General features: G+C 32.4%; 24 protein-coding genes and 5 pseudogenes. 2 read left to right on the top strand and 27 right to left on the bottom strand.

Annotated elements, in window-relative coordinates; genetic code table 11:
- Window positions 1–28: 28 nt before the first annotated feature.
- Window positions 29–226 (bottom strand): hypothetical protein, encoded by a 198-nt coding sequence (locus tag CM54_RS03485; RefSeq protein WP_002433822.1) that lies wholly within the window; start codon window positions 224–226, stop codon window positions 29–31.
- Between the two features lie 318 nt (window positions 227–544).
- Between CM54_RS03485 and CM54_RS03480 the strand changes: the two genes are divergently transcribed.
- Window positions 545–1,570: a threonine aldolase family protein gene (locus CM54_RS03480; RefSeq protein WP_037548901.1), complete on the top strand. Its 1,026-nt coding sequence runs from the start codon at window positions 545–547 to the stop codon at window positions 1,568–1,570.
- Between the two features lie 117 nt (window positions 1,571–1,687).
- Here CM54_RS03480 and CM54_RS03475 read toward each other — a convergent pair whose 3' ends face one another.
- The 15 genes and pseudogenes from CM54_RS03475 to hflX form a co-directional block, all read right to left on the bottom strand.
- Complete coding sequence (locus tag CM54_RS03475) at window positions 1,688–1,936, bottom strand: hypothetical protein (protein ID WP_051600344.1); 249 nt, start codon at window positions 1,934–1,936, stop codon at window positions 1,688–1,690.
- Window positions 1,927–2,020, bottom strand: a pseudogene (locus tag CM54_RS12880) (hypothetical protein); the annotation flags it as partial. The gene CM54_RS03475 and the pseudogene CM54_RS12880, both read right to left, overlap by 10 nt.
- Window positions 2,021–2,096: 76 nt before the next feature.
- On the bottom strand, window positions 2,097–2,291 hold the full coding sequence (locus tag CM54_RS03470) for a hypothetical protein (RefSeq protein WP_037548898.1): 195 nt from the start codon (window positions 2,289–2,291) through the stop codon (window positions 2,097–2,099).
- A pseudogene (locus tag CM54_RS12310) lies at window positions 2,288–3,087 on the bottom strand (minor capsid protein); the annotation flags it as partial. The pseudogene CM54_RS12310 and the gene CM54_RS03470, both read right to left, overlap by 4 nt.
- 82 nt (window positions 3,088–3,169) lie before the next feature.
- Complete coding sequence (locus tag CM54_RS03460) at window positions 3,170–3,400, bottom strand: capsid assembly scaffolding protein Gp46 family protein (protein ID WP_037548896.1); 231 nt, start codon at window positions 3,398–3,400, stop codon at window positions 3,170–3,172.
- Window positions 3,391–3,484 (bottom strand): annotated as a pseudogene (locus tag CM54_RS12875) (hypothetical protein); the annotation flags it as partial. The gene CM54_RS03460 and the pseudogene CM54_RS12875, both read right to left, overlap by 10 nt.
- 73 nt (window positions 3,485–3,557) lie before the next feature.
- Window positions 3,558–3,695: a hypothetical protein gene (locus CM54_RS12520; RefSeq protein ID WP_153227378.1), complete on the bottom strand. Its 138-nt coding sequence runs from the start codon at window positions 3,693–3,695 to the stop codon at window positions 3,558–3,560.
- Between the two features lie 9 nt (window positions 3,696–3,704).
- Window positions 3,705–4,740: pseudogene (locus CM54_RS12305) on the bottom strand (minor capsid protein); the annotation flags it as partial.
- Between the two features lie 155 nt (window positions 4,741–4,895).
- Window positions 4,896–5,048 (bottom strand): hypothetical protein, encoded by a 153-nt coding sequence (locus tag CM54_RS12725; RefSeq protein WP_023350355.1) that lies wholly within the window; start codon window positions 5,046–5,048, stop codon window positions 4,896–4,898.
- 345 nt (window positions 5,049–5,393) lie between these two features.
- The gene (locus tag CM54_RS03450) at window positions 5,394–5,588 is read right to left on the bottom strand and encodes a hypothetical protein (RefSeq protein WP_037548894.1); all 195 of its coding nucleotides are present in this window, start codon (window positions 5,586–5,588) and stop codon (window positions 5,394–5,396) included.
- A 9-nt stretch (window positions 5,589–5,597) separates the two neighbouring features.
- Window positions 5,598–6,451: pseudogene (locus CM54_RS12870) on the bottom strand (minor capsid protein); the annotation flags it as partial.
- Between the two features lie 71 nt (window positions 6,452–6,522).
- The gene (gene glnA, locus CM54_RS03435) at window positions 6,523–7,863 is read right to left on the bottom strand and encodes a type I glutamate--ammonia ligase (RefSeq protein WP_002433573.1); all 1,341 of its coding nucleotides are present in this window, start codon (window positions 7,861–7,863) and stop codon (window positions 6,523–6,525) included.
- Window positions 7,864–7,882: 19 nt separating this feature from the next.
- A complete protein-coding gene (locus CM54_RS03430; protein WP_002433929.1) occupies window positions 7,883–8,251 on the bottom strand; it encodes a MerR family transcriptional regulator in 369 nt (122 codons plus the stop codon).
- Window positions 8,252–8,511: 260 nt separating this feature from the next.
- The gene (locus CM54_RS03425; protein WP_037549799.1) at window positions 8,512–9,750 is read right to left on the bottom strand and encodes a methionine gamma-lyase family protein; all 1,239 of its coding nucleotides are present in this window, start codon (window positions 9,748–9,750) and stop codon (window positions 8,512–8,514) included.
- A gap of 16 nt (window positions 9,751–9,766) precedes the next feature.
- Window positions 9,767–11,002 (bottom strand): GTPase HflX, encoded by a 1,236-nt coding sequence (gene hflX / locus CM54_RS03420; RefSeq protein WP_023350359.1) that lies wholly within the window; start codon window positions 11,000–11,002, stop codon window positions 9,767–9,769.
- A 111-nt stretch (window positions 11,003–11,113) separates the two neighbouring features.
- Here hflX and CM54_RS03415 point away from each other — a divergent pair, with 111 nt between their 5' ends.
- The gene (locus CM54_RS03415; RefSeq protein WP_023350360.1) at window positions 11,114–11,590 is read left to right on the top strand and encodes a glutathione peroxidase; all 477 of its coding nucleotides are present in this window, start codon (window positions 11,114–11,116) and stop codon (window positions 11,588–11,590) included.
- A 262-nt stretch (window positions 11,591–11,852) separates the two neighbouring features.
- On the opposite strand, the gene hfq is transcribed toward CM54_RS03415, so the two are convergent.
- From hfq to CM54_RS03360, 11 genes are all read right to left on the bottom strand, one after another.
- Window positions 11,853–12,092 (bottom strand): RNA chaperone Hfq, encoded by a 240-nt coding sequence (gene hfq / locus CM54_RS03410; protein ID WP_002433967.1) that lies wholly within the window; start codon window positions 12,090–12,092, stop codon window positions 11,853–11,855.
- Complete coding sequence (gene miaA / locus CM54_RS03405) at window positions 12,046–13,044, bottom strand: tRNA (adenosine(37)-N6)-dimethylallyltransferase MiaA (RefSeq protein WP_037548893.1); 999 nt, start codon at window positions 13,042–13,044, stop codon at window positions 12,046–12,048. Before miaA ends, hfq begins: the two co-directional genes overlap by 47 nt.
- Before the next feature lie 4 nt (window positions 13,045–13,048).
- Window positions 13,049–13,984 (bottom strand): alpha/beta hydrolase, encoded by a 936-nt coding sequence (locus CM54_RS03400; protein WP_037548892.1) that lies wholly within the window; start codon window positions 13,982–13,984, stop codon window positions 13,049–13,051.
- A 260-nt stretch (window positions 13,985–14,244) separates the two neighbouring features.
- Complete coding sequence (locus CM54_RS03395) at window positions 14,245–15,918, bottom strand: glycerol-3-phosphate dehydrogenase/oxidase (protein ID WP_002470050.1); 1,674 nt, start codon at window positions 15,916–15,918, stop codon at window positions 14,245–14,247.
- A gap of 178 nt (window positions 15,919–16,096) precedes the next feature.
- Window positions 16,097–17,596, bottom strand: coding sequence for a glycerol kinase GlpK (gene glpK, locus CM54_RS03390; protein WP_037548889.1), 1,500 nt, complete (start codon window positions 17,594–17,596; stop codon window positions 16,097–16,099).
- Between the two features lie 148 nt (window positions 17,597–17,744).
- Window positions 17,745–18,563, bottom strand: coding sequence for an MIP/aquaporin family protein (locus CM54_RS03385; RefSeq protein WP_002433839.1), 819 nt, complete (start codon window positions 18,561–18,563; stop codon window positions 17,745–17,747).
- Window positions 18,564–18,866: 303 nt separating this feature from the next.
- Window positions 18,867–19,400 (bottom strand): glycerol-3-phosphate responsive antiterminator, encoded by a 534-nt coding sequence (locus CM54_RS03380; RefSeq protein ID WP_002433652.1) that lies wholly within the window; start codon window positions 19,398–19,400, stop codon window positions 18,867–18,869.
- 13 nt (window positions 19,401–19,413) lie between these two features.
- On the bottom strand, window positions 19,414–21,381 hold the full coding sequence (mutL, locus tag CM54_RS03375) for a DNA mismatch repair endonuclease MutL (RefSeq protein ID WP_037548887.1): 1,968 nt from the start codon (window positions 21,379–21,381) through the stop codon (window positions 19,414–19,416).
- A 15-nt stretch (window positions 21,382–21,396) separates the two neighbouring features.
- Window positions 21,397–24,006 (bottom strand): DNA mismatch repair protein MutS, encoded by a 2,610-nt coding sequence (gene mutS / locus CM54_RS03370; protein WP_002470018.1) that lies wholly within the window; start codon window positions 24,004–24,006, stop codon window positions 21,397–21,399.
- Between the two features lie 202 nt (window positions 24,007–24,208).
- Window positions 24,209–24,703 carry an energy coupling factor transporter S component ThiW gene (gene thiW / locus CM54_RS03365; protein ID WP_037548885.1) on the bottom strand — a complete coding sequence of 165 codons (495 nt, stop codon included), beginning with the start codon at window positions 24,701–24,703 and terminating at the stop codon, window positions 24,209–24,211.
- Between the two features lie 23 nt (window positions 24,704–24,726).
- Complete coding sequence (locus tag CM54_RS03360) at window positions 24,727–25,092, bottom strand: RicAFT regulatory complex protein RicA family protein (protein WP_023350366.1); 366 nt, start codon at window positions 25,090–25,092, stop codon at window positions 24,727–24,729.

The raw sequence follows: 25,092 nt of genomic DNA, 5'->3' as shown, positions 1-25,092 counted from the left end.
ATCATATCAAGTGGATATTTCTCTTATATTATTCTTTAGTAACTAAAGTTACTATTGCGTTATAATCTTCTTCTATATTTGGAAACTTTCGCTCCTCAATTTGTTTAATAGTGATATTTAATAAGCTATATGCACTACCTTCATCTGACTTAAGAAAATCATTAACGCTTTTTTCCAATCTTTCAATAGAATCTTCTGTAAATGTTTTGAATTTAATTTGTTGCATAAGGTACATTCCCCTTTCTTTATGTTGATTAAATGATAGAACTTTTCATATAAAAATTCAATTATTACAGAAACAATTTGTTTAATTGCCAATTATTTAAATAGGTTGTTCGGAATATATTTTAATTTTAGTTATCATGATGTATAATAACAACATTCGATTGAATATTCAGAATTATCTATCTTTTGATATTTTTATTAGTTAATCATTTCTTGTTTACTACCCCTAAAAATGAGAATTTATTTTTCTAATAAAAGTGAATCATCAAGATGTATTGAATAATATTGAAGATTGGATTTAACTTAGGAGGGAAAGTTAATGATTTCATTTGAAAATGATTACTTAGAAGGTGCACATGAGAAAGTACTCAAACGACTTATTGATACAAACATGGTTCAAGCTGCTGGATACGGCTTTGATGACTTCTCAGCACAAGCAGCTGATAAAATTAGAAAAACTATCAAGTGTCCTGAGGCAACTGTAAGATTTTTAGTTGGCGGAACTCAAACAAACCAAGTAGTTATCAATTCTATGTTGAAAAGTTACGAAGGTGTTATATCAGCAGATACGGGACATGTGGCGGTTCATGAAGGTGGCGCGATTGAATTTAGTGGCCATAAAGTTTTAGCCATCCCATCAGAAGAAGGAAAAATATCCGCTAAAGGTGTTGAAGCTTACTTAGAAACTTTTTATAGTGACTTCAAAAAAGAACATATGGTATTTCCGGGGATGGTTTATATTTCTCATCCCACAGAATATGGCACACTATATTCACAAGAGGAATTAAATAGTTTAGCCAAAGTTTGTCGTCAACATGAGATACCATTATTCATGGATGGCGCTAGACTCGGTTACGGGTTGATGAGTGAAAATACCGACGTCACTATTGAAGATGTAGCTAAATACTGTGACATCTTTTATATTGGTGGTACTAAAATAGGTGCACTATGTGGTGAGGCAATTGTATTCACTAAGAACAATGAGCCAAAAAACTTTACAACCATTATTAAACACCATGGCGCTTTACTAGCTAAAGGTCGATTAACTGGTATCCAATTCTTAGAGTTATTTACAGATGATTTATATTTTAAAATTAGTAAACATGCGATCGATATGGCTAAGAAAGTTAAAAACGGATTTTTAGAAAAAGGATATCAAGTCTATTTTGATTCACCCACGAACCAACAATTCTTTGTACTCAGTAACGATAAAATAAAAGAATTAGAGAAGAAAGTTAAATTCGCAGTGTGGGAAAAATATGATGATAATCACCGTGTTGTAAGATTTGCGACTAGTTGGGCAACTACTGAAGAAAATGTAGAACAGTTGTTGAAGTTAATTTAATATACTGCTATTTAAATTTGAAGAGATTTCGTCTATTCTTAATTTACTTTGGAAATAAAAGGTTAATGATTGATTATTGTGAGAATGCGACGAGATCTTTTTATTATGGTTAATTTATTAAAATTTGAACACCGGACTCATTGAGCATTGAACTGGTTTCATTTTTGCCAGTTTCTTAGCTTCTTTAATTACATTTCTAATACGCTCATCAGATTTTCTTCTTTCTCTAGCTAGACGGTCTTTAATCATTTGAGATACTTCTTCTTGGGAAAATGTTTTCTCATTTTGTTGTACTTGTTCATCATTATTTTCTAAATTCGTATTGCTCTTTGTTTCTTCAGTAATATTACTTTGGTTGTTTTCCATGAGATATACCTCCGTTTATAGTCTGTCGACTTTTCATTCCATACTTGCTTTTATAACGTCATCAGCACGTTTTGGACATAAAAAATAACCTTCCGTAAAAGGTTAAAAAAGTTTATAAAAATAGCACCACTTTCTATTTATATGGGTAGAAAGGATGCCATTAAGATATTATTCTTATTTCTTTAATTTCAGAGTCATCAATAGAGTAAATACCTAATTCAGTTTCTAAATCCATTACAAAATTTCCTGAATCACTTTCATATGGATTTTCAAAATTTATTACATCTCCAAAAAGTTTATTATCATCATTTAAAACTACGTTTACTTTATGTCCGTAAGACCTAGCTATTCTCATTTTTTCATCTCCTTCTTAATATAAGGAACTACATGTGTACCTGTCTTAGAATAATGTACTTTCCCTAATTTAGTATTAATATAACGACCATTTACAAAAGCTTTTCCAATTACAACGCCAAAGTCTATAATTTCTTTTTTATTAAATTTATTGTTAACTAATAACATTATACCAGTATTTGATTTTTCCATAAGTAATTTATTCAATTCTCGATTAGGTATAGTAGTGTAGCTTGGAAGCATATAATTATTTTTAATGGCTTTCGATTTACTTTCTTCAAAAAGTCTATGATTTTTACAATGTCTATTTTGTTTTTCTGGATTAATTTCTACTTTTATTTTACCACTACGTATCATATCAAGCATTTCTTTTTTTGCTTTTTCTTGTATTTTTTCTTTTTCTGATTCTTTATTCTCAGTCTGATACTTACCTTTACGTTCATTAAAGAATTTATCCCGGCAGTTTCCCAAATGCGGTACTTTAGTACTTCTACACCATGGATGCATTGGTGGAGCATTAACTCCAGGTATCATATCTTTAACTTTAAATACTTTGCCATTTAAAGAGTGACATATTTTAGATGTTTTCTTGTCAATTTTTGCTACATACTTGTACTCGCCATCTTCACCTAAATCTTTAAGATAAGTTACCTTCTGTGATTCAGCTTGAACACGTGCTGATGTCTTCCCCTAAGTGACACATTACTAGCCGTTCTTTCCACTACTTTTTGAATTACGGCACTATCTTGCCATACTCTTCTAGACCATTTCACACCTTTAAAATTACTATTAACAACACAAAAAAGAGCCGAGACAGTTTCGCCTCAGCTCTTATCCCTAATGTGGTTCCCCTGTTTTGTTTAGCGCTTTAGTATTGTTTCATGTACTGCTCGCGTTCCCATTCATTTTTGCCAGTTTTTCAGCCTCTTGAATGGCATCCTTAATACGTTCATCAGATTTTCTTCTTTCTCTTGCTAAACGATCTTTAATCATTTGAGATACTTCTTCTTGGGAGAATGTTTTCTCCTTTTGTTGCGATTGTTCATTAAGTGTTTCTAAATTCTCATTGTTTTTTGTTTCTTCAGTAATATTACTTTGGTTGTTTTCCATGAGATATACCTCCGCTTATAGTCTGTCGACTGAGTATTCCATACTTGCTTTTATAACGTCATCAGCACGTTTTGGACATAAAAAATAACCTTCCGTAAAAGGTTAAAAAAGTTTATAAAAATAGCACCACTTTCTATATATTTGTGTAGAAAGGATGCTATTTATCTTGTGATTTTGACTGTTCTTTTTCTAATTGTTTCGTTTTTTTGTATGCTCTTTCTTCTTCAAGACTTTTTTCAATATCTTTAATTAATTCTTTTATGTTACATTCTCCATCTAACTGATATATAGCCATAAAAATTCACTACTTTCTACTAATTATACCAAAATTATATATTTTCTTTAAAAATTTATCAACTATTTTTTTATCTACTTGATTTCCTACATCTATTAGCAATTCTTTATACAAACTTAATGCTGCTTCTTTTGAATAGTTTTCACCTTTTGTCAGATATTTAGTTTTTCCATAATTTGTAACTATTGTTATACTTTTGATAGAATTTAACCTTACAAATAAAGAAATATCATTCAATGAAAAACCTGATTGTCCTGGATGATTATGTAACATAATGATTGAATTAGGTTTACTTTTAAATAATAACTCTGTCCCCTTTTCTCCAGGATAAAATGAAACTGTATCTTGATTACCATATAACTTGGTAACTTTACCATCTTTTAACAAATAAGCAACTTCATTACTATCATTGTTTTCTTTAGCATCTCTAAGTAATTTTTTATGTTGTTCTTGTATAAAATGATTTTCTTCTTTTGTATGTGTTGGAATATCAACATATCTTACTTTATCAATCGCTTGATCAGTAATATTAATTTTCTTACCTAACACTTTAGCTTGTTTAAGCTCGTTATTTTCTTCTTTTTGTTCTACTCGATACTTACCTTCACGCTCTTTAAAGAACTTGTCTCGCCAACTGCCGACATGTGGCACTGTGGTACTTCTACACCAAGGATGCATCGGTGGCGCATTCACACCTGGTATCATGTCTTTAACTTTAAATACTTTGCCATTTAATGTGTGACATATTTTAGATGTTTTCTTGTCAATTTTTGCTACATACTTGTACTCGCCATCTTCACCTAATTCTTTAAGATAAGTTAGCTTCTGTGATTCAGCCTGCACACGTGCTGATTCAGTAACTAACAATCTACTTGTATTATAAGTTGTGGAATTTGTTTGCTTTTTAAACTCAGATACATACTCATTAGGATGTCTCCCTCTAAGTAACATTACTCGTCGTTCTTTCCACTTCTTTTTGAACTATAGCCTTATGTTGCCATACTCTTCTAGACCATTTCACACCTTTAAAATTACTATTAACAACACAAAAAAGAGCCGAGACAGTTTCGCCTCAGCTCTTACCCCTAATGTGGTTCCCCTGTTTTGTTTAGCGCTTTAGTATTGTTTCATGTACTGCTCGCGTTCCCATTCAGATTTGCCAGTTTTTCAGCCTCCTAGATGACATCCTTAATACGTTCATCAGATTTTTTCTCTAGCTAAACGATCTTTAATCATTTGAGATACTTCTGCTTGGGAGAATGTGTGCTCCTTTTGCTGTGATTGTTCATGAGTTGTTTCTAAATTCTCATTATGCTTCGTTTCTTCAGTAATATTACTTTGATTGTTCTCCATATGATATACCTCCATTTATAGTCTGTCGACTGAATATTCCATACTTGCTTTTATAACGTCATTAGCACGTTTTGGACATAAAAAATAACCTTCCGTAGAAGGTAAAAAAGTGTATAAAAAATAGCAGCACTTTCTATTTATATGGGTAGAAAGGATGCTACTAATTTTTTTCTTTTAATTTAATATCATTTTCAATATCTTTTATTATTTCATCAACTGTTCCTTGTCCATCAAGTTGGTATGTGTACATCTAAATCACCTCACAATGTATTTAATCATATTTATTCGGTGTAAATTCTTAAGATATTCTCGATTTCTTTTTCTTTCTATGTAGAAAGGATGCGATTAAGATATTATTCTTATTTCTTTAATTTCTGTTTCATCAAATGAATATGTTCCTAAATCTGTCTCTAATTCCATATTGTAATTTCCTGTATCAGTTTCTAACGGGTTTTCATAGTCAGTAACTTTACCAATTAAATTTTTTTGATTTGTTAAAACAACCATTACCTTATGCCCATAAGCATCTCTTATATGCAATATTATCACCTACTTTTTAATATACGGTATAACATGTGTACCAGTTTTTGAATAATGTACTTTCTCAATATATTTGTTATCGATATATGATTTTCCAATTGGTAACTTAAAATCAATAATTTCCTTACGATTAAATTTACCATTCAGTAATAGAAATTCACCAGTAGTGGCTCTTAATTTAACTAATTTATTTAGTTCCTCATTAGAAATAATTGTATAACTTGGTAATTTTTCTCCATTTATTTTAGCCATTTCAACACTTTGCTTAAATAGCTCATGTTCTTTATTATGTCTATTTTGTTTTTTCTGGATTAATTTCTACTTTTATTTTACCACTACGTATCATATCAAGCATTTCTTTTTTCGCTTTTTCTTGTAATTTTTCTTTTTCTATTACATTGTCCTGTATCCGATACTTATCTTTACGTTCAGTAAAGAATTTATCCCGCCAGTTTCCCACATGCGGTACTGTAGTACTTCTGCACCAAGGGTGCATAGGTGGAGCATTAACTCCAGGTATCATATCTTTAACTTTAAATACTTTGCCATTTAATGTGTGACATATTTTAGATGTTTTCTTGTCAATTTTTGCTACATACTTGTACTCGCCATCTTCACCTAAATCTTTAAGATAAGTTAGCATCTGTGATTCAGCCTGAACACGTGCAGATTCAGTAACTAACAATCTACTTGCATTATAAGTAGTAGTGTTAGTTAGTTTCTTAAAATCCTTTATATACTCATTGGGATGTCTCCCTCTAAGTAACATTACTCGTCGTTCTTTCCACTTCTTTTTGAACTATAGCCATATCTTGCCATACTCTTCTAGACCATTTCACACCTTTAAAATTATTATTAACAACACAAAAAAGAGCCGAGACAGTTTCGCCTCAGCTCTTACCCCTAATGTGGTTCCCCTATTTTGTTTAGCGCTTTAGTATTGTTTCATGTACTGCTCGCGTTCCCATTCAGAAACTTGAGTACGGTAATAATCCCATTCAATTGATTTAGAGTTAATAAATTGATTGTAAATGTGATTTCCTAAAGCTTTTTTGATTGAAGGATTTTCACGCATTGATTTTAACGCAGTATACAATGTTGATGGTAAGTCTTGGATGCCAACTGCTTCTCGTTCTTCACGATTCATTTCGTAGATATTTTGATTTACTGGTTCTGGTACTTCTAGTTTATTCTTAATTCCGTCTAATCCTGCTTCAAGGATTGCTGCTAAAGCCATGTAAGGGTTAGCTGCAGGGTCAACTGAACGTACTTCAATACGAGTTGACAATCCTCTTGAAGAAGGTACACGTACTAATGGAGAACGGTTTTTACCACTCCAAGCGATATAACATGGTGCTTCGTAACCTGGCACTAAACGTTTATAAGAGTTTACTAGAGGGTTACATACTGCAGTGAAACCACGTGCATTTTTAAGAACACCTGCTGTAAATTGATAAGCTGTTTCTGTTAATTGCATTTCGCCATTTGGATCGTAGAATGCATTTTCTTTACCTTTGAATAGTGAAACGTTAAAGTGCATTCCGCTTCCGTTAACACCAAATAGTGGTTTAGGCATAAATGTCGCATGTAAATTATGTTTACGAGCAATAGTTTTTACAACAAGTTTGAATGTTTGAATATTATCACATGCTGTTACAGCATCTGCATATTTAAAGTCAATTTCATGTTGACCAGGTGCAACTTCATGGTGACTTGCTTCAATATCAAAGCCCATATCCTCTAATTCTAATACGATATCACGACGGCAATTCTCACCTAAGTCTGTAGGTGCTAAGTCGAAGTAACCACCATCATCATTAAGTTCTAATGTTGGTTCACCTTTTTCATCTAATTTGAATAAGAAGAATTCTGGTTCAGGCCCCAAGTTGAAGTCTGTGAATCCCATATCTTCCATTTCTTTTAAAACTCGTTTTAAGTTAGCACGAGGGTCACCTTCAAATGGAGTACCATCTGTTTTAAATACATCACAGATTAAACGTGCAACTTTACCTTGTCCAGCAGTCCATGGGAAAATTACCCAAGTATCTAAATCTGGATGTAAATACATATCAGATTCTTCAATTCTTACAAATCCTTCGATTGAAGAACCATCAAACATCATTTCATTATCTAAAACTTTTTCTAATTGGCTAACAGGAACCTCTACGTTTTTAATTGTTCCTAAAATATCAGTAAATTGTAATCTTAAATATCTTACGTTTTCCTCTTCAGCAAACTTACGAATATCATCTTTTGTAAAACTACGTTTTGGCATGGTTTTAATCCTCCAAATTTTATTTAATAAATCTTGATAAGTCACCACGATTTATTGGTAATGTTTCGCTACGCGGTTTCTGTGTTGCATCTACAATCATTCTTTTTCTAGTCTCTTGTTCGTCTGTCGATAAGTGATCTTGATCATCAAAAATGATTTGTTTAATACCTTTAATGTTAAAACCCTTTTCAATTAAAGATTTAATTTCTAAAAGTCTATCCAAATCATTCATTGAAAATAACCTTTTGTTACCTTCAGTTCTTTCAGGTGTAATGAGTTCATGTGTCTCATAGTATCGAATTTGTCTTGGACTTAGTTCGGTTAATTTACTCACTACACTCATAGAGAATACGGCCATGTTACGTCTGATTGAATCGTTAGACTGCACTTGAACCTCTCCTCTACTTTTGAACTTGTCATTAATTTAGCATAGTTTTATCGATAATACAAAAGTATGTAAGGTTTTCTAACATAAAATATCAAAAACCTGTCATATCAATATTTCTACTACCAAATTCATTCAAAATTTTTAATTAATTTCAGGCAACAACTTATACTTTCTAAAATAATTTTATAATTTTCTGACAAAAAGTTCAAACAAATACAAAACTCTCTAAATCAAGTTTATTTAGAGAGTTACATTAATCTTTATATCAAGTTTTGTTTTCGCAGTTGTGTAACTGCTCGTATTACAGCTAATTTAACATGTTCATAAGTAAGTCCACCTTGTACGTATGCCTCATATGGTGGTCTAATAGGACCATCCGCTGATAATTCTATAGAGGAGCCTTGTACAAAGGTACCTGCTGCCATAATGACATCATCTTCGTATCCAGGCATATAACTAGGTTCTGGACTAAAATGTGCATTAATTGGAGAAGCATGTTGTATACTTTGACAGAAAGATATCATTTGTTCTTTCGTCTCAAATTGTACCGTTTGGATTAAGTCTGTACGTTTCACATTGTATTTAGGTGTCGTTTTCATGTTTAACTTTTCAAGAAGAAGACTGGTAAACAATGCGCCTTTCAAACTTTGACTGACTACATGAGGCGCTAAAAAGAATCCTTGATACATTTCTTGTAAAGAATTTAAAGATGCTCCCGCTTCTTTACCAATACCTGGCGCAGTTAAGCGATAACCGCATCTCTCAATTAAATCTTTACGACCGGCTATATACCCACCTATCTTAGCTAGGCCACCACCAGGGTTCTTAATGAGTGAACCCGCGATTAAGTCAGCCCCTACTTCAATAGGTTCTTTATCTTCAACAAATTCTCCATAGCAATTATCTACGAATATAATGACATTCGGATGCTGTGTTTTAATTGTATCAATCGTCTCTTCAATTTCATCCACCGGAATTGACGGGCGTTGATCATAACCTTTAGAACGTTGAATAGCGACAACTTTCGTTTTCTCATTTATTGCACTAAGTACAGAGGGAATATCAATTTTACCATTATTCAATTTGACCTCGTTATAGTGCACACCATGTTCTTTTAAACTTTCTATACCATTTCCATTCACACCTATCACTTCTAGTAAAGTGTCATATGGACTTCCAGTGATATATAACAACTCGTCACCATATTTTAAAGTACTCTGCAGAGCTAGCGTAATTGCATGGGTACCTGAAATGATTTGTGGTCTGACAAGGGCATCTTCAGCTTTAAATGTGTGAGCGTAAATTTCTTCTAAATGATCTCTACCAAAATCGTCATAACCGTACCCGGTAGATCCTTGCAAGTCACTCTCTGTAGCTTTGACATGGTGAAACGCGTCTAATACTTTTTCTTGATTGATTAACGCAGTTTTCTCAATATCTTTGAAGAATGGTGCTAAAGTCGTTTCAACTTCTTCAATTAATTTGGTCATTTCTTCCATGATTTTTCTTCCTTCTTTATTTTTTATAACCTTTAATACTATAAGTCTCATTGTCTTCATTGAAATAAAGTTCATCAACTAGTGTGTGTTGCTTTAAGAAGTACAATCGATTTGCATCTGTACTATCAACTGTTTCTTCATAATAGTCTAAATGATGTTTTATTTCATCAATCATTAAGTTTCTAACTTTATCTTTATCATTTTCATCACGACTAGATACAAATACATATGGCGATTTAGCAACTGGAGCCTCTTGAGCTTCTGTGCATAAATCTTTTTTATTGAAAATGACAGCCTGAGGTATTTGATCCATATTTAAATCATCAATGATTTGATTAACTGTATCATATTGCGTACGATGTTCAGGATGACTCGCATCAACAACGTGTAATAGTAAATCTGCATCTTTAGCTTCTTCAAGCGTAGATTTGAACGCAGCAACAAGTGTTGTAGGTAATTTCTGAATGAAACCTACTGTATCTGAAATAATAAGATTAAACCCTTCATTTATTTGTATTTGACGTGTTTTTGGGTCTAATGTTGCAAAGAGTAAATCCTTTTCGTAGGTTTCTTCATTCGCTAAAACGTTAAACCAAGATGATTTTCCAGCATTCGTATAACCAACTAAGGCAACTTGGAAAACTTGATTCTGTTCTCGTTTATTTCTATATCTTTCACGATGTTCAACTACTGATTGTAGTTGGTGCTTGATTTCATTCATGCGTGTTCTAATATGACGTCGATCCATTTCAAGTTTTGTTTCACCTGGACCTCTTGTACCTATGCCACCGCCTAAACGAGAAAGACTCTTTCCATGACCTTGCAATCGTGGTAAAAGATAATCAAGTTGTGCAAGTTCAACTTGTAATTTACCTTCTCTACTTCTTGCTCTTAATGCGAATATTTCTAAAATCAATTGGGTTCTATCGATGATTTTTATGCCCAAATTATCATTTAATGTTTTAGATTGAGCCGTCGTTAATTCATCATTTGTAACGACAACATCTATATCATGAAATTCGATGAAAGCTTTAATTTCCTCTATTTTACCTTTACCTACATAATATTTATGATCAAATTGTTCTCTATTTTGAGTGATTTGTCCCTTAACATTTAAACGGCAAGTTTGAGATAAAGCTTCTAATTCTTCCATAGTTGAATCAAAATTAAATTGATTATCCGTTTGAGCATGTACACCGATTAAAACAGCAGTCTCTAATTTCTTCTTAGTCGTATGTGGTTGCTGTGCCATGATATACATCTCCTTTTAAAAAGTTACTCAAAACATTCTATCATAGAGTATAAACAAAGACTATACGATTAAATTATGTTAAATTTAAAGTAAATCGAAAGGGTGATAGATATGGAAACAATTTATGATTTCGTAGTACAAAAAAATAATGGTGAAAATTATAAATTAGAACAGTATAAAGGCGACGTAATGCTAATCGTAAACACTGCTAGTGAATGTGGTTTTACTCCTCAATTTGAAGGATTACAAAAGTTATATGATAACTATAAAGATAAAGGCTTTATCGTCTTAGGTTTCCCTTGTAATCAATTTGGCGGACAAGAACCTGGTTCAGGAGAAGAGGCCGCTCAAAATTGTAAAATTAATTATGGCGTTACTTTCCCTATTCATGAGAAAGTAGACGTTAAAGGCGACAATCAACATCCTTTATTCCGTTATTTAACTGACGCTGCAAAAGGTATGTTAAATGAAAAAATCAAATGGAATTTCACTAAATTCTTAGTTGATCGTGAGGGTAATGTTATTAAACGCTTTTCTCCTCAGAAAAAACCAGACCAAATCGCAAGTGAAATTGAAAAATTATTATAATTAATAAGTAAGAGTAATATAAAGTGTAACTATAATGAAAAATGCTTCATGTAATGTGTAATTATTGAAATTAAGACGAACTTCAATAACACATTGCATGAAGCATTTTTTTATTACAAACATTCCCTTGATTTGTTCTAAAGTGCTTAGTGTTTTAAAACATTATCTTCAATAATTAAATGTATTTCATTGATTAGTAAAACCAACGATTAGATTTTACTTTCAACAAAATGGCGTTATTAATGCACTTTGATTACAACTTCTATTCTTCACTTTTTTCTTCAGTTGATTCTTCTGCTTCATTATCAACTGTGAAAGTGCTGATCGCATGTTTGTAAATCAGATGTTGTTTGCCTTGAGAATTTAAACTTACGACATATTTGTCAAAGTCTTCAATAACACCTTTCATTTGAAAGCCGTTTAAAAAGAATACAGTGACCTCAGTTTTGTCTGCTTTAAAGTTCTCTAGTGCTTGATCTTGGATGTTTTCGTTTGCAATCATGTTTAGAACTCCTTTTATTTATTTGGGTTGTAATCTCATCTAACATCATCTGAAGTGACATTTTTTCTTTATCTAACCAACGAACGTCCATTTTATTTTTAAACCAAGTTAATTGTCGTTTCGCATACTTACGTGAATGCTGTTTAAGTTTTTCAACAGCATCATCCATCTGTATATGACCTTTTACTACAGGTACGAGTTCTTTATATCCAATTGCTTGCATACTTTGACTTGATTCAAAACCTTGTTCTACGAGGTCTTGCACTTCTTTAAATAATCCGTGACCCAACATAATATCGACACGTTTATTTATTTTAAAATATAATGTTTCGCGCGACATTTCAATCCCTAATAATAATGTATCATAATTTTCAGTAAATTGTTGCACTTTCTTGCGAGAACTTAAAAGTTTTTTTGTTTTTAAATAGTATTCTATCGCTCGAAGTACTCTTTTTCGATTATTTGGATGAATATCTTCTGCAGAGTCACTATCAAATGATGCTAGATACTGATGCAATTCTCCATTATTATAGTGTTTTAATTCTTCAAGTTGTGCTTGAACACGTTTCATTTGCTCTTCTGAAATAGTTTCATCTTCAAATTCATAATTATAAAGTAATGATTGTATGTAAAGGCCCGTGCCACCCGCGATAATAGGTAATTTACCTCTATTTGTAATATCTTCAATACATGCTTCTGCACGTTTTTTAAATTCAAATGCCGAAAACGACTCATCTGGTTCTAAGATGTCTATCATATGATGCGTGATACCATCCATTTCATCTTGTGTTACTTTAGCTGTTCCAATATCCATATTTTTATATACTTGCATTGAATCGCCACTAATGATTTCTCCATTAAATTTTTTTGCAACTTCAATACTTAATTCAGTTTTACCTGATGCTGTTGGTCCAACAATAACAACAATAAATGGCTTATGTTGATTCGTCATTTCGTTATTCACTCACTTTATTTTTCTTTAAAATTTGTTTCTCTATCCATTCAAACATATGTTGCCACGTTGTTTGATAATCGTCCTCAAATAAAATTTCATGTCTTTTATTTTTATATAGCTGTACAGTAATGTGCTTAATACCTGATTTTTTATATAATTTACCTAATTGTTTGATTCCTTTTCCATAATCACCAAATGGATCTTCTTTTCCTGAAATCAATAAAATTGGCAATTGTTTGTTAAGTTTATCTAGACATTTAGGTTCTATTGTTAGCATCATAAATTTTACAGTTTGATAAATTAACTGATTAGATACTTTGAAACCACAGTATTCATCTTTAACAAATTTCTCTACCTCATCACGTCTTGTAGATATCCAATCACTTTCAGTTAAGGGATTGTCTATTCGTTTGTTAAATGATTTATTAACTAATTTATTCACCCAATTTACTCGACGGCGTTTTCCTAAGATCATCGTAATGAGTTTCAAAGCGAAAGTCGCCGGAACACCCTTCCATTTCGGGAACATGCCAGTACCTGTTAATATTAATCCATCTGCAAATTCTGGGTATCTCATAACAAATAATCTTGCAATAATAGAGCCCATAGAATGTCCAAGGACAACGTAAGGAACTTTAAATTCAGTACCATATAGTGTTTCAACTATCTCATACGCATCATCAGCGATCTGAGACATACTCTCAAAGTGACCCCGTTCAACTTCATCAATATCTTTACCATGACCACGATGATTGTGTCTTAAAACATCGTATCCTTGTATATTCAACGCATTTACTAACTCGTCATAACGGTCCATATGTTCAGCCATACCATGAAAAAGATGAATAATACCGATAGTATTTTTCTTCGCTTTATCAACTTTAACTTCAATCATTGTTCCATCTTCAACAGTAATTTTAAATTGACTTTGACTCACATCATATGCCCCCGATCGATCTTTCTAACTTCAAATTTAGGTTTAATTCAATGCGTTCATTAAAACCATTTTATAAATAATATACCGTGAGACATTGATGAAATCAAATCGTTTGCATATTAACATTACCCTCATTAATCATGTATTTTTAGAAAATGATGGCACAAAATTTGCAAATTAAAAAACTACTTATGAATGAAAGCGAGAGCCAACATTCACAAGTAGTTTATTAGATATTCATACGTTTTAATTCAACATGTTTATTCTTTAACTGCTGGTTGATTATTTCCAGTACGTGCTTGATCAATTGCTTCTTCTACTTCTTTAGTGTAAGACTCTTTTTGAGCATCTGAATAGTTAAGCATATCAGCCATAACGTCAATAACAGCATCTTTATAATCTAAAACATCTTGAATATTGAAGTATAATTTACCTGAACGACGTACTAAGAAGTCAGTTGGTTTGTAAACCATTTCTTGTTGGATTCCGTAAACTAATTCCACATAAATTTCTAATGGTAAATGATTATCTTGTTGTTTAGCAGTTTGAGCTATGTTGAATAAATGATCTACGTTAGAACCATATTTACTAGCTAATCTACGTGCAACATCTTCTTCAATACCAAATCCTTTGGCTGCGTCAACTTTTTGGTCAACAAAGTGTTGATAGTTTTTACTACCACCTACGTCACCGCCAGAAATTTTAAGATATTTAGTTGCACATGGTTCAAATTTAAGTCCATGTTCTTGTTTTAAACGTTTAGCTAATAAGTCAACAATATCTAGTGCCATATGACGATAACCTGTTAACTTACCACCAGCAATAGTAAGTAGGCCTGATTCACCTTCCCAAACTTCATCTTTACGAGAAATTTCAGATGGGTCTTTACCTTCTTCTAAGATTAATGGACGAACACCTGCCCAAGTTGATTCGATATCTTCATCTTTAACATTAACACTTGGGAACATGTAATTAATCGCATCAATGAGATAATCTCTATCTTCTTGTGTAGTTAATGGTGTTGCTTTTTCGTTATCATAGAAAGTATCAGTTGTACCAACATATGCTTTACCTTCACGAGGTATAGCGAAAATCATACGACCATCTTTTTCAGTGTCGAAATAAACTGCTTGGCCTAATGGGAATTTAGATTGGTCGATAACAACGTGCACACCTTTAGTTAAACGTAGTTGTTTATTATTACGTGCATAGTCACCACTTCTCACTTCATCAACCCATGGACCAGAAGCATTAATTACTTTTTTAGCTTTAATACCGTATGTTTCTCCGTCAATCATATCTAATACTTCGATACCATTAACTTTTTTATTTGAATCATAAGTGAAATGTTCTGAACGAGTATAGTTAATGATTTCTGCACCTTTTTCAGCTGCTTTTTTCATAACTTCAATAGTTAAACGAGCGTCATCAGTACGGTATTCAACGTAATAACCGCCACCTTTTAAGCCTTCTTGTTTAACTAATGGTTCTTTATCTAGTGTATCTTGTCTAGATAACATTTTTTTACGTTCAGATTTTTTAACACCAGCTAGTCTATCATACATTGTTAAACCGATAGCTGTTGAGAATTTACCGAATGTACCACCTTTATGCATTGGTAACAGCATCCATTCAGGTGTAGTTACATGTGGACCATTCTCATAAACAATTGCACGTTCTTTACCAGTTTCAGCAACAACGCCAACTTGTAATTGTTTTAAATATCTTAAACCACCATGAACAAGTTTAGTAGATCTAGAACTTGTACCTTGTGCGAAATCTTGCATTTCAACTAATGCTACTTTCATACCGCGGTTACTAGCGTCAAGAGCAATACCTGCACCTGTAATACCACCACCGACGATAACAACGTCATATTCATTTTCTCTTAAATTTTTCTTGATATGATCTCTTTTCAATGTAGATAATGCCATTATCTAAACGCCTCCTAGAAATAAATAAAAAACGAGACACCTATCCCACAACAACATTTAATTGTTTTGTACGAACAGATCTCTCGTTTCTCGATTTTCTTATTAACTTAAATAAAGTATATCACATTTAAGAAAATCAAGTCCATTTATTGCTCATTTTTCCTTTAAAAAATTTGTCTTAATCTTCTAATTTGAATACTTGAGTTGCTTCAACAGCTTTTTTCCAGCCTTTGTATAACTTAGTGCGTTGTTCATCTTCCATTTTTGGTTCAAATTCAGTTTCAAGCTTCCAACGTTCTCTAATATCTTCTTTATCGTCCCAGAATCCTACAGCTAAACCTGCTAAGTATGCAGCACCTAAAGCAGTAGTTTCTTGAATTTCAGGTCTTTCAACTGCTGTATTAACGATATCAGCTTGGAATTGCATTAGGAAGTTATTTTTAACTGCACCACCATCTACACGTAAGTTTTGTACTTCAATAGATGAATCTTTTGACATTGCTTCCATAACATCACGTGTTTGATAGCATAGTGATTCTAATGTTGCACGGATGAAGTGTTCCTTTTCAGTACCGCGAGTTAATCCGAAGAATGCGCCTCTAGCATCAGAATCCCAATAAGGCGTACCTAAGCCTACAAATGCTGGAACCATATAAACGCCTTCAGTTGAGTCCACACGTGAAGCGTAGTTCTCAGTTTGAGGTGCAGAATTAATCATTCTCAAACCATCACGTAACCATTGGATAGCTGAACCTGAAACAAAGATTGAACCTTCAAGCGCATAGTTCACTTTGCCGTCAATACCATATGCAATAGTTGTTAATAATCCACTTTCTGATTTAACCGCTTCTTCACCAGTGTTCATTAACATAAAGCCACCTGTACCGTAAGTGTTTTTAACGTCACCACGGTCGAAACAAGCTTGACCAAATAATGCAGCTTGTTGGTCACCAGCGATACCGGCAATAGGTACTTCTTGACCAAAGAAGTGATAATCTATAGTTTTAGCATACACTTCGCTTGATTCTTTAACTTCAGGAAGCATTTGTTTAGGAACATCTAAAATGTCTAATAGTTCATCATCCCATTTTAAATCATGAATATTGAACATTAAAGTACGACTAGCATTCGTATAGTCAGTGATATGAGCCGCTTTACCTGACAACTTCCAAACTAACCAAGAATCAATAGTTCCGAATAATAAGTCTCCATTTTCTGCTTTCCCTCTTGCGCCATCAACATTATCTAAAATCCATTTTACTTTAGTTCCTGCAAAATAAGGGTCTAGTAGTAAACCTGTTTTATCTCTGAATGTTTCTTCATAACCTTGATCTTTTAATTCAGTACAAATATCTTGCGTTTGACGTGATTGCCAAACTATCGCGTGATAAATTGGTCGTCCGGTATTTTTATCCCAAACCACTGTTGTTTCACGTTGGTTAGTAATACCGATACCTTCAATTTGTTCAGATTGAATATCATTTTCATTCATAACTTCAGCCATTACTGAAAGAACTGAAGTCCAAATTTCGTTAGCATCATGTTCTACCCAACCTGAATGTGGAAAATGTTGTTTAAATTCACGTTGAGAAACACCTTTAATTTCTCCATCTTTATTAAATAAGATTGCACGTGAACTTGTTGTTCCCTGATCGATTGATAAAATATATTTTTCCATAGGTTTTGACTCCTTTTGATGTGATTAATAATAAGCTTTATAAAGTTAACATTTTAAAACTATTTATAAAGTATCAACCATTATATCTATACACATAATTGAGAAATTTTAATCCCGATAATTATAATTATCTAATATATTGTTACTATTAGTAAATTGATTCAATGTCACCTTTTTTGGAAGATTTATTTAAAATCAACCCTAATACTAGAGTGATTACTACTACTAAAATTCCAACGGCACAACTTACATTAAACGTTTGTTTATAAAATACTTCGTAAATGACTGCACCAAGCATACCACCTGCAATAGGACCTAACACAGGCACTATAGCATATGACCAATTAGATTTACCCTTTCCTGCAATTGGCAATATTGCATGGGCAATACGTGGGCCTAAGTCACGAGCTGGGTTAATTGCATAACCAGTAGGGCCTCCTAAACTTAAACCAATTGCTACAATTAAAGCGCCAACAATAAGCGGGTTTAATCCGTCAGCAATTTTATTCACACCAATAAATAAAATACCTAAAGTTAAAGCCATTGTACCGATTATCTCACTTAAAAAGTTGGCGAAATAATTTTTGATACCAGGTGCTGTAGAGAACACGCCTAATTTAACGTCAGGTTCTTCTGTGACTTTCCAATGTGGAAGATACATTAACCAAACGAGTGCACCACCAACGATACCACCTAACATCTGGCAAATGATATATCCTGGTACTTGAGCCCAACTGAATCCGCCATCCATGGCAAGAGCTATAGTTACAGCTGGGTTTAAATGTGCACCTGAGAATTTACCAACAGCGTAAGCACCCATTGACACGGCAAGTCCCCAACCCGCTGCGATAACAATCCAGTCAGCGTTGTTGCCTGCACTTCTCTTCAAGTTGACGTTTGCACATACGCCACCCCCGAAAAGGATTAGAATCGCAGTTCCTAAAAATTCTGCTAAATAAGCATTCATATAAATTCCTCCCAAAAAACAGAGAGACCCCTACCATAGCGATATTAAGCTCGTAGAAATCTCCCAGTCTCTGTTCTATTATTAACTATTAAACTTGATACAATTTTACTATTGTGTTGTAAGCGTTGTCAATAACTTTGTAAAATAATTGTCATAATTAGTATTTATAATTATAAAAATAGTGATGAAATATTATTGATAACCAAAACACTTATTAAATATTTTAGTTTTATTGATAATTTTTTATAAAAAAAGAGTTGCTCAAAGAAGAAAATCATTCTTTAAACAACTCATAATTTGTAACTACCAGAGCTTTTGATAGCTTGTAGTAACATATTTAGCTCCACTAGAGATGGCTTCTTGAATTTCTGCTTCATCATTGATTAATCCGCCCGCAATGACTGATGTTGTAGTCTCTTTTTGAATTTGATTAATCGCTTTACTAGCTATACCTGGTAATACTTCGACAAAATCTGGTTCGACTTTTTTAATTAACTCTATACTTCTAGTAAGTGCTTGGCTATCAATAATAAACACTCTAAATATCGTTAAGGTATTTAATGATTTAGCTTTCCTAATCACTTTTGTTTTTGTAGAAACGATACCTTTTGGTTGATATTGTTGAATGATATATTCACAAGCAAATTCATCATGGCTCAATCCTTTAATCAAATCGATATGAATATAACACTCTATATTGTATTGCTTTAGTAACCCCATAATACTTTTTAAATGGCCGATATGCATATCTAACAATACACAAGCTTTATAGTTCGTCTTCGTTAATCTTTCAAGATCTCTCATGTTCCTAATAGCTGGTAAAATATTTTCTTTCAAGATAACAGCTCCTCTACATCACTCGTTTAAATAGTTTTTCTAATTCATAATTTGAAAAATTGATTATAATTGGTCTACCATGCGGACACGTAAATGGATCTTCTGCTTCTCTTAGTTGGTCAATTAAATCTGACATTTCATTATTTTTTAAATAATGATTAGCTTTAATAGATTTCTTACAAGACATCATAATCGCTGCATCTTCTCTTATCTTTTTCACATCTACTTTTTTATTTTCTAATACTAACTCAATCATATCTTTAATTATTTCCTGTGCTTCAGCTTTTGGAAACCATACTGGATAACTATTTACAATATAATCATGACCACCAAAATGCTCTAGGTGTATTCCAACTTTATCTAATTCATCTATATACTGGTCAATAATCATTTGTTCATCTTTTGAGAAATGAAATGTAAGAGGTATAAGTAAATTTTGAACTTCGTTAGATACTTCTCCTATTTTATCTCTAAAATATTCATACTTTATTCTCTCTTGCGCTGCATGTTGATCTATCATAAACATACCATTTTCATTTTGAGCAATAATATATGTTCCATGAACTTGGCCCACAACTTCCATGTATGGTACACGTCGCTTAGGATCTTGACTCACTGTACCTTTAATATCTTCTTCATTATTAGAGGTTGATTCAGTATTTAAAAGGTAATCGTCCTCCATATCATTAAGTATGTCTTTTTGAACTTGAGAGTAATTATCCTCTTCGGAACGTTGTATATTATGAGAGGTAAATCCTTGCTCATTTTCATGGTTTGATAAAGTAGTATTTGTATCTTGGTAATTATTGATACCTTCTCTAATTTCTGATTCATTAGTATTGTAATGGTCCTTATTAGATGAAGGATGGGCGGTTGTTAAGTCGTCATTTGTCACTTCAGAATTTCGTTTTTCGAAATCCATTTTTTGTTGTTCAAATGATTCAAGGACTTTATTCTTTTTAGGTGTTCGGTCTAAATCATTTTGAGGTATTAGAATTCTATCTTTGAAGGCCTCTCTAATTTTTTCAACTATTAAATCATATAACTGGTCCTCTTTTGATAAACGAACTTCTAACTTAGTTGGATGCACATTAACATCTACTAAAATAGGATCCATTTCAATGTTGATATAGCAAATTGGATATCTGCCTATAGTTAATAATGTATGGTATCCTTCTAAAATAGCTTTGTTAAGAATAAAATTCTTGATATATCTACCATTAATAAAAATTGAAATATAATGCTTGTTACTTCTTGAATGTTCAGGCTTTGCAAAGAAACCTTCAAGATGATAATCACTTGTATCTCCTGAAATATGTACTAAATCTTTAGCAACTCTCATTCCATATATCTCTGCCATCACTTCATTCGTGCGACCTGAACCGTTCGTGCTTATTAGTGTTTTGCCATCAGACACTAAAGAGATTCTAATATCAGGATGACTCATCGCCATTCGATTAACAATATCAGTTATCTTCCCTAATTCTGTATAAAGACTTTTAATATATTTTAAGCGCGCTGGTGTATTATAGAACAAGGATTCAACTAATATGTCTGTACCTTTTTTAGCTTTTGCTGGCTTACGATTAACGATCTCACCATTTTCAGCATATACTTCAAAGCCATTTTCATTATCTGTACACGTTTTTAATGTCACTTTAGATACTGATGAAATACTGGCTAAAGCCTCACCACGAAATCCTAAAGTTCTAATATGGAATAAGTCATCATCAACATCTAATTTGCTTGTTGCGTGTCTATGAAAGACAAGACTTAAATCATCTTGCTCAATACCTGTGCCGTTATCAACAACTCTAATTGAAGAAATACCTGATTGTTCCACTTCAATATTTATCTCGGTGGATTTTGCATCAATTGCGTTCTCCAATAATTCTTTAACTACAGAGCTGGGTCTCTCTACAACTTCGCCGGCTGCAATTTTGTTAGCTAATGAGGTTTGTAATTCTTTTATTTTTCCCATTTCTTACACCTACCTCTATCTTAATTGATTCTGTAACTCACTTAATTTCACAAGTGCTTCTATAGGCGTCATATTGGATAAATTCAAATTTTTAATTTCTAATTCTAATTCACTTTGTTCTTCACTATTATCAAATAAATCAAATGCAGCTTGTTCAAATGAATCTTTGATCATTGATTTGTCGTCACTATTGTGATGCTCAATTTTTACATTTTCATCATTTGTATGATTATTTGGTAATTCATTAGGCATAATTTGATTAGATGGTTTTTGTTCAAATTCATCTAGTATTACTTGAGCTCGACTTATTACTTCTTCTGGCAAATCAGCTAATTTAGCTACTTGTATACCATAACTATCATCGACGGCTCCATCTTTAACTTTATGCAAGAATATCAGTTCTCCTTGATATTCATCAGCAGCTACATGTACATTTTTTAAACATGGTAACATTTGATCTAGTGAAGTTAATTCATGATAATGAGTTGAAAATAATGTTTTAGCATGAGAAGTTTGTGCTACATACTCAATCATGGCTTGTGCTAAAGCAAGTCCATCATAAGTAGATGTCCCTCTACCAATTTCATCAAAAATAATTAAACTATTTTCTGTAGCATAAGTTAACGCTTTTTGTGCTTCCAACATCTCTACCATAAATGTACTTTTACCTGAAACTAAGTCGTCAGCTGCACCTATTCTAGTAAAAATTTGATCAAATATAGGTAATATAGCAGAATCACAAGGTACGTATGCTCCCATTTGTGCCATAATGCTAATAATTGCTATTTGTCTCATGTAAGTTGACTTACCAGACATATTTGGCCCAGTTATGAGATAAATAAATGTATCATTGTTTAAACTACAATCGTTCGGCACATAATCGTTATGATCCATAACTCTCTCTACCACTGGATGTCTCGAATTCTCTAAATGTAAGGTTTTATCATCACTGAAAGAAGGTCTTACATAATTATATTTTTGCGCAATTTCAGCAAAACTCTGTAGACAATCTAATTCAGAAATAATTTTAGCTTGTTGTTGTAACCTTTCAGTGTAAGTTTTAATGTGCTCACGCAATTTAACGAATAATTGATACTCTAATTCAATCGCTTTATCTTCGGCACCTAAAATGATATCTTCTTTTTCTTTCAATTCATCTGTAATAAAACGCTCTGCATTGGATAATGTTTGTTTGCGATTGTAGCCATAATCGCTAGGTTCAAATCCTTGCAAATTAGCACGTGTGATTTCAATAAAATAACCAAAAACCTTATTAAAACTTATCTTAAGAGACTTGATACCTGTACGCTCACGTTCCTTAGCCTGTAATTCTGCTAACCAATTTTTACCGTTCTTAGAAGCTTCTAAGTATTCATCTAGTTGTTCATTGAAACCTGTCTTGAATAATCCACCATCTTTAACTGAAATTGGAGGTTCTTCTACTAAACTCTCTTCTAATAGTTCTAAAAGATCATCTAACGGCTCAAGTTCACTAAATTGAGTAGTAGTTTGAGCATCTAATTCATTAAGTAATTCTTTAATATGTGGAATTTCTGATATTGAGTGCTTGAGCTGAATTAAATCTCTGGCATTCACATTGCCATAACTGACTCTACCTACCAATCTTTCAATATCATAAACTTGATTTAAATAATTACGTAAGGTATCTCTTTCGATAAAACGATTAATGAATTCTTCAACTATATTTAATCGATCATTAATTTGGTCTTTACTAATTAAAGGTCTATCTACCCATTGTTTTAATCTTCTAGCACCCATTGGTGTTTTTGTTTCATCCATTAACCAAAGTAAAGTACCCTTTTTAGATTTGAGTCTAATACTCTCTGTTAGTTCTAGATTACGTTTGGCATAGAAGTCCATCTTCATGAAATCAACAGCCGCATATTGTACAACTTCTTCTATATGAGATAAGTCTCTCTTTTGAGTATGATGAATATAATCTAGTAATAATTGTGCAGATTTATACATTAGATTATGAGTAAGCTTATTAGTCTCGTATTGTTCATTTGATAGAGTCTCACGTACTGTAATTGTTTCTGTAGTCATACTAATTTGGCGTTTGAGTTCTTCAGATAATGCTTCATTAACAACAATTTCATTAGGATTTATCGTCGTTATTTCATTTAATAACGTCGCTTCGTCTTGAAAATGCGTAGACTTAAATTCTCCAGTAGAAACATCACAATAACTAAGTGCTATTTCTTCATCTTTTACAAAACTAAGAATGTAGTTATTTTGTTTTTCATCTACGCCACCTTGTTCCATGACTGTACCAGGAGTGACAATTCTTACAACTTCTCTTTTAACCATGCCTTTTGTTTGTTTAGGGTCTTCCATCTGTTCACAAATCGCTACTTTATACCCATTATTAATTAAGGTTTCAATATAACTATCTGCTGAATGATAAGGTACGCCACACATTGGGATTGGATTTTCTTTTTTAGCGTCTCTTTTAGTTAAGGTGATTTCAAGTACTCTTGAGGCTTCTTTGGCATCTTCAAAGAACATTTCATAGAAATCGCCGAGTCTAAAAAATAATAAACAATCATCATATTCTGATTTTATTTTTAAATATTGTTGCATCATCGGTGTTACATTCGCCATTTCTATTTTCACAACCCTTATTTATAAAAATTTTTCTATTTTTAAAATTTTTTACGCACTGTTTTAACTCATACATTTTAACATATAAATATGTAACTCGCTTAATCAAAAAGTGAATAAAAAAGCACGCTCTATTATACGAATTAAACAGAGTTACCCCATTTATTTAATCCCTTAATAATAAAGCGTACATGATAATTAATTATTTCTTTTTAAATTTATCTAATAACCCGCGTCTTTTTAAAATAATAAGTATTATATAGCTAATTAGAGAACCAATTACACTTGAAACCATAAACGCTATCATTAATGGTTTTACAAAGAAGTCTTCCATTCCCATAAACCATGCTAAAGGTATACACATTAAACTTCCTATGACACCAGTTCCTAAAACTTCTCCAACTGATGCCATGAAAATATGTTTTCTATACATGTAGAATAGACTAGACAAGAGAACTCCAATCATACTACCCGGGAAAGCAAAAGGACTACCTATTCCAAAACTAATTCTTAAAATTGAAGAAATAAGCGCTTGAGCTAATCCATACCACGGTCCTACAAACACAGCGCATAAAACATTAATAAAATGTTGAACAGGCGCTGCTTTTATAGGTCCTAAAGGTATTACAATAAGACTACTTAATACAACGTTGATTGCGATTAAAAATGCAGTTATAGTCAAATTCCTTATTTTCATAGCATTTACTCCTCAATTAGCTTTTATTCCTTATGCTCTCGTTTGTTATGTTCATTAAGTCTATCTTCCATTGTTTTGATCATCATTTGTAATAAATCATTCGCATCGTATTGTGCAGAACGAAATTCTTCGACTATTGGTAAATTATTTATTTCATCTTCAATATGATGAATTTGATTTTCAGATTGTCGGAAGGCAGTATCTTTCCCATAATTTTGAAAGTTGACAGATTGTTTTTGTTGATTTTTTAGACTTTTCATCTTACTTTCAATTGTTTTATTATTATGGATTTGCTGTTCAATCGATTGGTAATCTTTTACAACATCTAGGTCATTAATGCGTTGCGCTAGTATATCTGCATGTTTTAAGATATCCTCTTTTGAATACAT

The sequence above is a fragment of the Staphylococcus sp. TE8 genome (genome assembly GCF_000692055.1).
Lineage (GTDB): Bacteria > Bacillota > Bacilli > Staphylococcales > Staphylococcaceae > Staphylococcus > Staphylococcus capitis.
Note: the sequence above shows the minus strand (reverse complement) of the source record. Positions and strands in the feature narration are given on the sequence as shown.

Bases quoted from the DNA above. Each gene is read 5' to 3' on its own strand.
- CM54_RS03485 (WP_002433822.1), bottom strand. From the start codon at position 226: ATGCAACAAATTAAATTCAAAACATTTACAGAAGATTCTATTGAAAGA.
- CM54_RS03480 (WP_037548901.1), top strand. From the start codon at position 545: ATGATTTCATTTGAAAATGATTACTTAGAAGGTGCACATGAGAAAGTA.
- CM54_RS03475 (WP_051600344.1), bottom strand. From the start codon at position 1,936: ATGGAAAACAACCAAAGTAATATTACTGAAGAAACAAAGAGCAATACG.
- CM54_RS03470 (WP_037548898.1), bottom strand. From the start codon at position 2,291: ATGAGAATAGCTAGGTCTTACGGACATAAAGTAAACGTAGTTTTAAAT.
- CM54_RS03460 (WP_037548896.1), bottom strand. From the start codon at position 3,400: ATGGAAAACAACCAAAGTAATATTACTGAAGAAACAAAAAACAATGAG.
- CM54_RS12520 (WP_153227378.1), bottom strand. From the start codon at position 3,695: ATGGCTATATATCAGTTAGATGGAGAATGTAACATAAAAGAATTAATT.
- CM54_RS12725 (WP_023350355.1), bottom strand. From the start codon at position 5,048: ATGGAGAACAATCAAAGTAATATTACTGAAGAAACGAAGCATAATGAG.
- glnA (WP_002433573.1), bottom strand. From the start codon at position 7,863: ATGCCAAAACGTAGTTTTACAAAAGATGATATTCGTAAGTTTGCTGAA.
- CM54_RS03425 (WP_037549799.1), bottom strand. From the start codon at position 9,750: ATGGAAGAAATGACCAAATTAATTGAAGAAGTTGAAACGACTTTAGCA.
- hflX (WP_023350359.1), bottom strand. From the start codon at position 11,002: ATGGCACAGCAACCACATACGACTAAGAAGAAATTAGAGACTGCTGTT.
- CM54_RS03415 (WP_023350360.1), top strand. From the start codon at position 11,114: ATGGAAACAATTTATGATTTCGTAGTACAAAAAAATAATGGTGAAAAT.
- hfq (WP_002433967.1), bottom strand. From the start codon at position 12,092: ATGATTGCAAACGAAAACATCCAAGATCAAGCACTAGAGAACTTTAAA.
- miaA (WP_037548893.1), bottom strand. From the start codon at position 13,044: ATGACGAATCAACATAAGCCATTTATTGTTGTTATTGTTGGACCAACA.
- CM54_RS03395 (WP_002470050.1), bottom strand. From the start codon at position 15,918: ATGGCATTATCTACATTGAAAAGAGATCATATCAAGAAAAATTTAAGA.
- glpK (WP_037548889.1), bottom strand. From the start codon at position 17,596: ATGGAAAAATATATTTTATCAATCGATCAGGGAACAACAAGTTCACGT.
- CM54_RS03385 (WP_002433839.1), bottom strand. From the start codon at position 18,563: ATGAATGCTTATTTAGCAGAATTTTTAGGAACTGCGATTCTAATCCTT.
- mutL (WP_037548887.1), bottom strand. From the start codon at position 21,381: ATGGGAAAAATAAAAGAATTACAAACCTCATTAGCTAACAAAATTGCA.
- mutS (WP_002470018.1), bottom strand. From the start codon at position 24,006: ATGGCGAATGTAACACCGATGATGCAACAATATTTAAAAATAAAATCA.
- thiW (WP_037548885.1), bottom strand. From the start codon at position 24,703: ATGAAAATAAGGAATTTGACTATAACTGCATTTTTAATCGCAATCAAC.
- CM54_RS03360 (WP_023350366.1), bottom strand. From the start codon at position 25,092: ATGTATTCAAAAGAGGATATCTTAAAACATGCAGATATACTAGCGCAA.